This is a genomic window from Nocardiopsis sp. MG754419 (genome assembly GCF_018207095.1).
GTDB lineage: Bacteria > Actinomycetota > Actinomycetes > Streptosporangiales > Streptosporangiaceae > Nocardiopsis.
Genome location: NZ_QOCZ01000177.1, coordinates 1 through 10310, shown reverse-complemented (window position 1 = coordinate 10310; position 10310 = coordinate 1). Strand labels below are relative to the sequence as shown.

Genomic DNA, 10310 nt, shown 5'->3' with positions numbered 1-10310 from the left:
GCGTGGTGCGTGCGGGGCGGGCGGGCAGCGGCGCCCGGTGGTATCGGCCCAGGTGGACGAGGTCGCCGCGGATCAGCGACGTGAGGGGGACGGCGGACGCAGGTGCCGCATCAAGGCCTTGAAACGCGTCCACCCGTCCGGTTCCGCCCCGTCACCGATCCGGTACCAGACCACCGGGGTCATCGGCGGACCGAACGCCCTGCCCTTGACCGGGGCGGCCAACGCCGTCGCCTTGCCCACCGCGTTCACGCCCTCGGCGCCCACCGCCAGTCCGACCGGGACCGGAACCCCCGCCCAACGTGGCGGCTGGGTCAGGTCGGCACGGCCCATCGCACGCCGCACGGTCATGGAGCGCAACCCGTCCTGCTCGGCCAACGCGCGCACCAACGGCTCCAAAGCGTCCAGGTCCGGTTGCCCCTCCGACCCGACGGTGAACCGCACGTGCTCGCGCACACCCGAAGCGGTCCGCGCGGCCCGCCATCGTCCGCTGAAGGTCGGCTCCGCACCGTGCGGCCCGTGGAAGAGCACCGTGGTCTCCCCCGGCGCCCGGCCGCGTGCCAACGCGGTGAGCCGCCCCGTGTCCCACTCCTGGGCGAGCGGTTCGGCCACACCCCACACCGATGGCGGCGCACCGGCCAACCGGGTGGAGAGGAGTTCCACCACCTCGCCGAGCTCCAACTCGTCGAAGGCCGGGTGGTCCACCTGAAGGTCCACGTGGAGCAGGGAGCCGGTGACATATTCCTCACGTGCGCGGAAGTCCGCGTGCGGTCCCTCCTCGGTACGCGCCCGCGGGTCCGCGACGTACCCCACGTTCTCCCGCCACACCAGCGGCAGCCCGTTGAACCCGTCGTAGTGGTGACCACCGGCGGTCCGCACCACCCACGTCGCGTTCGGCTCGGCCAGTAGTCCGCGCAGCGCGTGGGTGATGGTGGAGCTCGACGGGGTGACCATCTGCAGCCCCAGGCCCTCGCGGCCGTACCTGGCCAGGGCGTCCACCACCCAGTTGGACAACGGCACCACCGGACGGTCCTGCACCAGGACCGCGTTCTTCTCGGTCACCGCGCTCACCGCCGGGTGGTCGGTGGCCCCGAGCAGAGGCGCGTCCCGCGTCAATCGGGGTTCCGCCTCCCACACCACGCCGCCGTGCCGCTCGACCAGTGCCTCGGCGAACCGCCGGGCCAGATCTCGGGTGGCCACGTCCTCGACCTCGGCTCCACGCGCTTCCACCCACAGGGGTTGCGCGGGCAGGTCGTCGGTCAGGTCCTCCCCCAGCAGCCGGTCGACCTCGGAGGCGGTGGCCAGCCGTTGTCCGGACTGCACGGCGAGCAGCAGCCGCCCGTCGTCGTCGCGCAACTCCACCAGAGTCCCCTCGGCGACCAGCCGGATGCGCAGTGCCGGATCGGCCGCGGCCAGGGCTTCCAGAAGCGAACGGCGCCCCGGGTTCTCCGGCAACAGGGCGATGACGTCACGGCTCAACCGGGGACTCCTCGGCGAAGGGGGCGTTGCAGACCCTGGCCACGCTAGCGGGCCCACCCGTCAAAGCCGGCCCCGCCCACACGGACTCGCAGGAGGGGATCACCTCGCAGACTCCTCGTACACGTCACAGAGCCTGACGATCTGCCTCGGAACGGCTCGACGACTTCCGGGAAGAGGAGTCACCGCAGCCTTCGATCTATCTCATCGAGCTTCTCTTGCAGCCACTCTGGAGTGAACTCAGGACTCCGCGGAAAGAGTTGCACTTCGCGACGATATTCACCCATCCCAGGCTCGATCGAGAAGGGGGGGGAGGGTTATCGTAGTCAAATGACGATCTGAACCTTCCATCTGCCCACAGCTTCAGTTCCCATGTGAACCAGGCACCCTGCTCGATCTTGAACATACCCGATCGAAGTGTCTGCGAGTGCATAATGATCGCCGTGGGCAGGCTGACATTATGGACATCTCCGGTTTCATTCTCCACCTCAAGCTGTGCAATGGAATAAGCACCGACCGCCATAATGAAGAACTCTGCGGACCTCCAACCGATTGGCAATTATCCCGCCAAGATCGAGGCGATTTCCGCAATCGCCTCTTGCTCTTCAATGGGACCCATCCAGCCTTTTCTGAAACCCAGCAAGTCCACTCCAAAGGAAGACCGAATCCTAGCCCAGGGAGCTCAGTTGCATAGAAGGTCACTTCTCCAGTTCCATATACTTGTCACAGAGCCTGATAATCTCCCTGAGCACGTCGCGCCAGTTGTCATATCCCCCGTGCTCTGGCTCGTAACCAGAAGTCCAATCACCAAGGAAAAGTTGAGCCAGTTCCCTGTCGCTGCAATCAGAATCTATCAACTCCTGAGATCCTCGCCGGAGGCCCTCTTTCAGACTTCCCAAACCGTCATTATTATCAAACACCTCCTCAAGCGTACTTCCATCAATATCCCAATCTTGATGAAGATAATTATTAAAGAAGAGACGAGCCTCACTCAGATTGGTCGATTCAAAGTTCACACTGACCCTAGATTCGGAATTCTCGATCCATCGCTCTCTGGTATTTCATATTTACTTTGCCGAGGACCTAAAATTAGGCACACCAGGAAAGCGAAATACAGGACTCTCAAAAACACTCACAAACAACTTCCAGATCAATCGCCATCATCGATCCACCTGAGGGCCTATTCGGAAGTATCGAGCAGCGGTTTTAGTTGGGCATACCCTTCCAGTTTACCCTTCGGCATAAGCGTCCGCCCGACTTCGATGAATCCTGGGGTGATGTAGTTGATAGAGTCACCTCTTTCGTAAACTCGAATCAGCGGCTCATACGGATCCGGAAGATCATATTGGATACTCTTCTCATCTTGGAGGTAAGCAAAATGTAGCGACCACTCCAAAGTTTTGCCACTATAGTAGGTTCCCCCATGAGAAATTCCCACAAGAATTCGGTCAAGCTCCTCATCTGGAACTCTGACGCCTGGGTCGATAAACCAAGCGACGTCACTAAATGGCCAATTTTTTCTGCCGAATTCCTGCATCCAGATCGCCGTACGCCTCAGGTACTCCTGAACAAGTCTGACTTGCGACTTCTCCTTTAAGCAGTCAGCCTCCCAGGTAATACTCTGAATACGTCGTGCAAGAATCTCGAACTTGCTCGCCATTCTTACCTTCTTTCGATAATATGCGGAACATCTGGACTGTTGATCAGCTTAAGGACAACGGTTAATTTTCTCCGTTCATCTCCTCCCGCTGGAGCCACAAGGAATCAGAGAAGCATGTACAAATAAAAGTTCGATGGTCGTACTTACCCTGGGCGCCTCTCGCCAGTAGATTGCGGGCGGTTGAACGGAAAGGTGCAAAGGAGCGCTTCTCCTGGCAGATGAAATCAACGGGGCCGAGGCAAGTCATTCCTGTCTGAGAGAGCCAGATCATGCTCGATCGCCCGACCTCCCGTGCCACTCTCCATGAAAACCGGGAAGGCCCGGAGATCGTGCGCGAAGGTGGCGACGCTCCTCAGCATCGACGCACGAACCCAAACCTGGTCCGACCCGACCATCCAGGCCCTGGTAGACGCAGCTTTGCCATGCAGAGACCACAGCCAAGGGGCGGGGCGTTGCTCACCTGTTCGCGCGTCGGTCAGAAGTGCAGCGGGCTCGAAGTGCTCTTGCCGGATGATGTTCTGGTCTTCATCGAGTTCGCGGTGAATGATCCTGTTGCCCAGCGCGTCGTAGATGGTTTCCCGAAGCAGGCGACCCTGCTCGTCCCATTCGTGCCAAGGTCCCACCGGCCCATGAGGGGAGCGCCGGACCCCCAGCATGATGATCTTCTTGCTCACAGAGCACACAGTGAAGGGGTCGTCCTCCACCCCTTCCAGGAAGGTTCGCACCACTAAACGACCCTCTGCATCCCACGTTAAGGACTCCCCGCTATAGGGGACACCGTGAAAATGAAGAACGCCTTGGCCGCCAGGGGCCAATTGGGGGAGCTCCTTGGCTTGCCACCAGGCCACACCGTCGGGTGCTTCCCCCGGCGCTGAGGGTAGGGGTATCACGCGCCATGCCCAAGAATCCTCTTCGTTCCATATTTTCCCAGTGAAACCGCGAACTTCCAAAACGGCCGACGCCTCGTCCACGTGATCCATGACGTCGGAATCGATCTCACCCACTTGACTTCCATTGGGGCAATTATCCTGCGAAATCATCCGAGGAATCGGATTATCTCACAATGGCGGGAAACCTGAACGTCGAATTATTATTATAAAACTAACGCCCTTCTAGCGCATCATATTTATCGCAAAGCCTGATGATTTCCTCGAGCGCGGATCTCCAATTTCCAAAATCCTCGACTTCTGGCTCATAACCAGAACCCCATTGGCCGAAAATAATCTCATCCAGCTGCTGGTCAGTGAGTTCTGACTCCACTAACGCCCGAGCACCTTGCCTTATTCCTCCTCTCATTTCTTGAAAACCTTCGATGCTCTCAAACACCTCTTCGAGAGTCTCTCCGGAAATTGTCCAATCTTGATGCATGAAGGTTTTGAAGAATTTACAGATCACACCGAGCTGTTCATCAGTGGGGATGCTTATTGAAGATCTCCTAAATTCTTCCTATATGCCGCGATATAGTTAATTTGGATTACCCACGGGCAGCTCACTGATCTTTGGCGCCGGGAATGAGACGCGTACGTCATAATGATACCGGAACACACAGGGGGCGTACTTCAATTCTACCGTGACGCTCGATTCGGTGGACCGATACCATCCTTGTACTCCGTTATTCAAAACTCGCACCAGAGCCCATCTCAAAAGCACTTCGAAGTATCCCCGTTGAGCATGATCAGACTTTGTGAGTGATACGTCGTTCGATGGGCTCTGGGCAATCGTCCGGCCCCTACTGCCACCGGCCCCGAAGACCGGCCGCCCCGAGCCGACCAGAGAGCCGTACCGGGCACCATGCTGTTCGTCCAGGCCCCCGGCTGTTCCTAGTAACAACCCGACGGTCTGTTCAAGCCTCAACCGCGACACTGTGGGATCCCAGTCGATCCGCGCCAAGACAGGGGAGAGCACGGGGCACAATCCCACCGATGGGGCAAGGGCGGCTCCAGGCTCCAACTGCTGTGCGACAACCAGGGCCTGCCGCTGAGCTACGCGATCTCCGCGGCCAATGTCAACGACGGCGCCGCGCTCAAAGCCCTGATAAGGACAGTCCCTGCGGTGTGACCGCGACGAGGCCCCGGCGGCGGCATCCGTCCAAACTCCACGGTGGCAAGTCCTACCACTCCCGGGCGCGGCACAACTGGCCGCACGAACGCGGCATCGGGGTGCGCTTGGCTCGCAGCTGGATCGAGTCCTCCCAACGCCTGGGGCTTCACCGGTACATGGCCGAGCGCTCGATCACCTGGTCTGGCTCCTCCCGCAGGTGGAACGTACGTTGGGGCACAAAGAGAAGCCATATGCCCCAAAATCAACCATCCTCAAGCGCAAATTATTGTGCTCGATTCCTAACTTTTCTCCCCACCTTGAAAGCTCACGTACTACCAGGAAGAGGAGTCACCGCAGCCTTCGATCTATCTCATCGAGCTTCTCTTGCAGCCATTCGGGAATAAACTCAGGGCTACGCGGAAAGAGCTGCACTTCTCTACGATATTCACCCAATCCCGGCTGAATCAAGAAAGGCGGAGGATTATCGTAGTCGAACGATGACCTGAATTTTCCCTCCGCCCAAAGTTTCAAGCTCCAAGTGAACCAGGTGCCTTCATTCGATTTGTACATGCCGGAGCGAAGAGTTTTGACATTCACGAGAATTGCAGCGGGCAGACTCACGTGAATAGTCTCACCATTGACATCCTCCATCCTGAGCTGGGACACCGAGTATGCACCAACGGCCATAATCAGATAATCCGCAGACTTCCACTCTTCCGGCAGTAGCGAAGCCAAGGATGAGGCGATTTCCGAGATGGATTCTTGCTCTTCAACCGGACCCATCCAGCCTTTTTTATATCCGTACATTAATTCCTCTATTTCATGTCTGGCAAGTTGGCTAGTTCGATACTTTGCTGGACTACTCCATTGATAGAGTACTCGACATAGATCGCACTAGGAGGGGCGTCAAGTATCTTCACCGGCATCCCGTTTTTCCCCTTGATCTCAAAATCCGGGAGACTGGGATCGTAGATTTGACTCACTTTAGCTCGAATCACGGGTGGCGGTGGACCTTGACTGTAAGCGTACTCCCAAGCGTCCAATTGATTTCGATAAAATGAATCGTCACTTCTTTTAGAGATGGCTTCGAAATCACCCTCAAGAACATCAAACATAGACATCTCGAAGTTTCGGTAAGAATTTCCCAGGGCCCAGTCATTCTTTGAATGAGTATTCACATGGTCAATCATGGCAACTTGATTCAGCCGTTCAGGAATTCCCCCGAATTCCCCGATTCCAACGACATGCCCGCCGTGCCAGGTGGTGGCCTCGAACTGCGGAGCCCTATCCAGTCCGGAATATTTCTCGGGATTGTTAAGGAAATCCTCTTGGAGAATTTTATTGTAAGCTTTATAGTAATCTTTCGCCGCATCTGTGACGGCCCTCTCTTCCTTGCTTATCCGTGGCGACGAGTCACGAGTGAACTGCCCTTCCGAAGTGAGATTTCTTCCGTTTGAGTTCGTCTCATAGACATGGAGCGAATTTTTGGTTTTAACGTGATACTCGGCGTTCGGCCGTGGATTCATGAACTCCGGGTGTCGATCTTTAGAATAGTGGGCATCGACATGGATCTTCCTGATGTCTCCGTTTTCGTCGGTGACATATTTTCCCCTATACTTCCCTTCGGTGTCGTATACCGAGTAACTCGTGTTCGGAGAAAGATCCTTCCCGTCACCGAATCTCTCCTTCGGCTTCGGTGCTTGTTCCCCCTTCACCGTCTCTGTTTTCAGCTCATGCTCAGGTCGAGTCGGCTTTGCTCCTTCGTTGACCCCTGGACCGATGGGGCCTCTCTCTTCCACCACCCTGGTTTTACTCCACTCGGCGGTCACAGGTTGCTGATGATGTGTGTTCGGTCCGCCAGAGCCACCCTGACCACCGTTGCCGGTCTGTGCACCACCACCGGATGTGGAATCAGCATTCGACCCTTGACCACCACTCCAGGTGCCGTTCGCCTGACCAGGGGCCGAGGAGTCGTGGTCCCTGGGAGACGATGTGCCGGGGTCCTGGTTGGTGGCGGTGGGGTTGCGGTCGGCGAGGTCCGCGCCGCGATCATCGCGAGCGCCGGCGACCTCGTTGCCCGGGGAACGGCCACCGCCGCCGATGTCGGTGGCGTTCGCGGTGACCGGAGGCGGGGCCGGGGTGACGCTCGCCGACGCGGAATCCCCGTCACGACCACCGGACCCCACCGGCACGGGGGAACGCGCGCCGTCGGGCCCGTCGAACAATTCGTTCGCGGTCCAGGTGCCCTCGTCCGAGGCCGGGGCGCGCGACGTGCCGGCCTTCGCCGCCTGGTCCCCGTCCGCCATACCGCGCTGGTTCTCCGCGCGAACCCGGTCCGCCAGGGCCACGTTCTCCGGGTGTCCCGCGATGTCGTCGAAGGCCCTCGTCTCGCGCACCGTGGGGTCCTGGGGCGTCCCGGAACCTCCGTCGCCTCCGGAGGCCGAGCCCTGCTCGTCCATGACCCGGCGCAGGTCGGCCTCGATCTCGGCGATCTGCGCCGGGCTCAGCCCCATGGCCTCCAGGTCCTTGGCGTCCAGACGGACGACCGGGGCACCCTGTCCGACGGACTCGGGAAGGTTCGGCAGCGGGGGCAGATCCACATCGGCCCCGGAGCCACCTCGGCCCGTGTTGCCCATGCCGTCCAGCATGGACATGCCACGCCAGGCGAGCAGTGGCACCCCCACCGCCGCGCCCACGCCCGTCGCCGTCAGGGCCACTCCCACCGCGGTGACGCCGATGTTGAGCACGGCGGTACCGATCACGTACCCCGGACGGTCGTCCCACTCGGTCCAGGGCACGATCGAGTGGGCCAGCTCCTTCCACGCCTCCCCGATGGTCTCCTTGCCCGCCCACCCCAGCGAGTCCGTCTCGGCGTCGTACATCCCCACCAGGGAGGCCGCCGCCGTGAGGTTGTCCCAGTGGTACTCCTTGAGCGAGTCACCCCAGGACTGGGCCAGCCATCCCTCGGAGGAGTACGCGCCCACCATCCCACCGGCGCCCTCGACGACTCCGGTCCCGAAGTCCCACGTGGCGTCCCAGGCGTCCTGGTACCAGAACTGGTCGGCGGAGGCGTCCGCACCCCACTGTGAGGGGATGTCGGTGTGTGCGTGGACCGTGTCGAAGACGAAGGCGTTGGGACCCAGGTTGCCCACGGCCTCGGCCTCGAACGAGCTGAAGAACCTGGTGCGACCGGAGATCCCCGCGTTGATGGCGTTGGCACAGTCCCGTTGGGCCTTCTCGTACCTGCGGACCAGCCGCTCGGCTTCGGCCTTGAGCTCGTTGCTCTTCTCTACGTTGCTGCTCTTGTTGGTGAGCAGGTGGTCCGCCTTGTCCCACTCCGGGTCGTCGATGACGCTCTCACGGAAGGTCTCGGCACGCAGCTTGAGTTCATGCCAGTCCCCCTTGATCAGACGGAGTTCCTCGGCGAAGTCCGCCAGGGCGTCGGCGGCCTGGGCCGCGCCGGACTCGACGTCCTCCCCGTCCCCCGCGATCGGGTCCAGCGCGCCGAGGAGCACCTCGCTCTCGGGCGCGGTGTAGCAACCGGCGAGTCCGCCCCAGGAGGCGATGGTGTCCTCACCGGTCTGCGCCATCGCCGCCCCCGCCTGGCGCAGGTCCAACGCCAGGTCCGCGAGGTGGACGTGGTCGGCGGTCGGGATGGGGAACACCGACGGGTCGATGATGCCGTCACAGTCCTGGAGGTCGGCAGGGCTGCCGGAGAGCACGGTGGACAGGTCAGGCACGGGGGACCCCTGACTGTGGTGTGGCGGTCGGGTGGGAGAGGCGGAGGGGCTCTACATCAGGGAGACGTTGTCGTCGTGGTACTCGGTGGGGACCTTCCCGGCCTCGGACTGCGCCTCGGCGGCCATCTCCAGGTCGCCGTTGACGTAGGCGGTGGTGGCGTCGGAGGCGCCCGTGAGACCGCTGGACGTCTTGGCGACCATCCCGCCCATGACGTCGAAGTAGTGTCCGCAGAACTCGCCCAGCGCGATGCTGATGGGGAGGCTGTCGGCGGTGTCACTGAGCGACTCGACCGTGGTCGAGATCGTGTTCATGTGCCCGAGCATGCCGCCGGATCCGCCCTCCTCACCGAGGTGCTCGGCGGTCTCGGCGAGCACGCCGTTCACCCGGTCGGGGTCGATGGACCACTCACTCATCGCTCTCCTCCTGGGAGGGGCCGCCGAACGCGGCGGGGCGGAACGTCTCCAGCCCCGATTCCGGCTCGGCGTCCTGGAAGGACGCGGCGACCGGGGCACTCGTGGAGCGGGCGGTCTCCACCGCGTGCCGCAACCGGTTCAGGCCGGCGTGGGCCCTCAGCACGTCGAGGCCGGCGCGGGTGTGCAGGCGCTCACCGGCCGCGGTGATCCGCTCCGAGGGCGACAGGGGTACGGGACCCGCCTCGACCCGCGCCGGTTGTGGTGTCCGCTCCGGGGACGGGTCCGAAGGCTCGGTGTGGACGATCGCGAACCTCATGTGCCTCCCTCGCCGATGTTCGAATGACCGCGTGTGAGGTGGGTTGCTCGCAGCGCGAACCTGATTCCGACCCCTGTGGATTTCTATCGGCCGGCAACGACATGTGTCACCGAGATAGCGCCCACGACACACGCGAACACCTTGATCACTCCAGGTCATGAACCCGGCCGCGCCGAGCCGGTGGCCGGAAGCGGCCACACCCGACAAGGCGGAAGGGGGTGATGGGACGACCCGACGTGCCCCGCGACCTCACCCGACCTTGATCCGCCCGAAGCTGACCCGGAACAACGCCCTGCCGACCAGGGAGGTGGGGACCGCCCGCACGTTCACGATGCGTTCCTCGAAGCCACCGACCATCGGCGGGGTCTGCTCGACGGCGTCGGTCCACGCCTCCACGCCCCTGGCGAGGGGGGTCGGGTCGAAGGTGCTCGACGGGAAGGGCTCCGCCGCGCCGGGCGGCGCGGCGACGGCCTGCGGACCGGGACGCGCCTCGGGCGACCGCGCCGGGGCCGCGGCCCCGTGCTCTGCGGGGGGCTCGGGTGGGCGGCTCCACGGGGAGACGACCGACCGCTCCGGTTCCGGTGCCGGGGGCGTGGCCGGAGCCGGGGGCGTCACAGGAGCAGGGGTCGGTGTGGGCGTGGGCGACGTTGTCGGTGCGGGGGCAGAG

Annotated in this window: 11 protein-coding genes; 1 reads left to right on the top strand and 10 read right to left on the bottom strand. The window is 61.7% G+C overall.

Features of this window, described 5'->3' with window-relative positions:
• Positions 1-72: 72 nt before the first annotated feature.
• The 5 genes from DSY14_RS24480 to DSY14_RS24460 all read right to left on the bottom strand — a co-directional run bounded on the left by DSY14_RS24480 (position 73) and on the right by DSY14_RS24460 (position 4528).
• The gene (locus DSY14_RS24480; RefSeq protein ID WP_211718974.1) at positions 73-1476 is read right to left on the bottom strand and encodes a DUF6177 family protein; all 1404 of its coding nucleotides are present in this window, start codon (positions 1474-1476) and stop codon (positions 73-75) included.
• Positions 1477-2171: 695 nt separating this feature from the next.
• Entirely contained in the window at positions 2172-2489 is a 318-nt protein-coding gene (locus DSY14_RS24475) for a contact-dependent growth inhibition system immunity protein (RefSeq protein ID WP_211718973.1), read from the bottom strand.
• Positions 2490-2653: 164 nt separating this feature from the next.
• Positions 2654-3133 carry a hypothetical protein gene (locus DSY14_RS24470; RefSeq protein ID WP_211718972.1) on the bottom strand — a complete coding sequence of 160 codons (480 nt, stop codon included), beginning with the start codon at positions 3131-3133 and terminating at the stop codon, positions 2654-2656.
• Between the two features lie 224 nt (positions 3134-3357).
• The gene (locus DSY14_RS24465) at positions 3358-3807 is read right to left on the bottom strand and encodes a hypothetical protein (RefSeq protein ID WP_211718971.1); all 450 of its coding nucleotides are present in this window, start codon (positions 3805-3807) and stop codon (positions 3358-3360) included.
• A 427-nt stretch (positions 3808-4234) separates the two neighbouring features.
• Positions 4235-4528, bottom strand: coding sequence for a contact-dependent growth inhibition system immunity protein (locus DSY14_RS24460; protein ID WP_307851323.1), 294 nt, complete (start codon positions 4526-4528; stop codon positions 4235-4237).
• Between the two features lie 444 nt (positions 4529-4972).
• Between DSY14_RS24460 and DSY14_RS29660 the strand changes: the two genes are divergently transcribed.
• Positions 4973-5191, top strand: a complete 219-nt coding sequence (locus tag DSY14_RS29660) for a transposase (protein ID WP_211718976.1) — start codon at positions 4973-4975, stop codon at positions 5189-5191.
• 330 nt (positions 5192-5521) lie between these two features.
• Here DSY14_RS29660 and DSY14_RS28965 read toward each other — a convergent pair whose 3' ends face one another.
• From DSY14_RS28965 to DSY14_RS24430, 5 genes are all read right to left on the bottom strand, one after another.
• A complete protein-coding gene (locus tag DSY14_RS28965) occupies positions 5522-5980 on the bottom strand; it encodes a hypothetical protein (RefSeq protein ID WP_249188397.1) in 459 nt (152 codons plus the stop codon).
• 8 nt (positions 5981-5988) lie between these two features.
• Positions 5989-8913: a hypothetical protein gene (locus DSY14_RS24445; RefSeq protein WP_211718970.1), complete on the bottom strand. Its 2925-nt coding sequence runs from the start codon at positions 8911-8913 to the stop codon at positions 5989-5991.
• 51 nt (positions 8914-8964) lie between these two features.
• Entirely contained in the window at positions 8965-9327 is a 363-nt protein-coding gene (locus DSY14_RS24440) for a DUF6507 family protein (RefSeq protein ID WP_211718969.1), read from the bottom strand.
• On the bottom strand, positions 9320-9643 hold the full coding sequence (locus tag DSY14_RS24435; protein ID WP_211718968.1) for a hypothetical protein: 324 nt from the start codon (positions 9641-9643) through the stop codon (positions 9320-9322). The genes DSY14_RS24440 and DSY14_RS24435 overlap by 8 nt, the downstream gene beginning before the upstream one ends.
• 249 nt (positions 9644-9892) lie before the next feature.
• On the bottom strand, positions 9893-10258 hold the full coding sequence (locus DSY14_RS24430) for a hypothetical protein (RefSeq protein WP_211718967.1): 366 nt from the start codon (positions 10256-10258) through the stop codon (positions 9893-9895).
• Positions 10259-10310 lie beyond the last annotated feature (52 nt).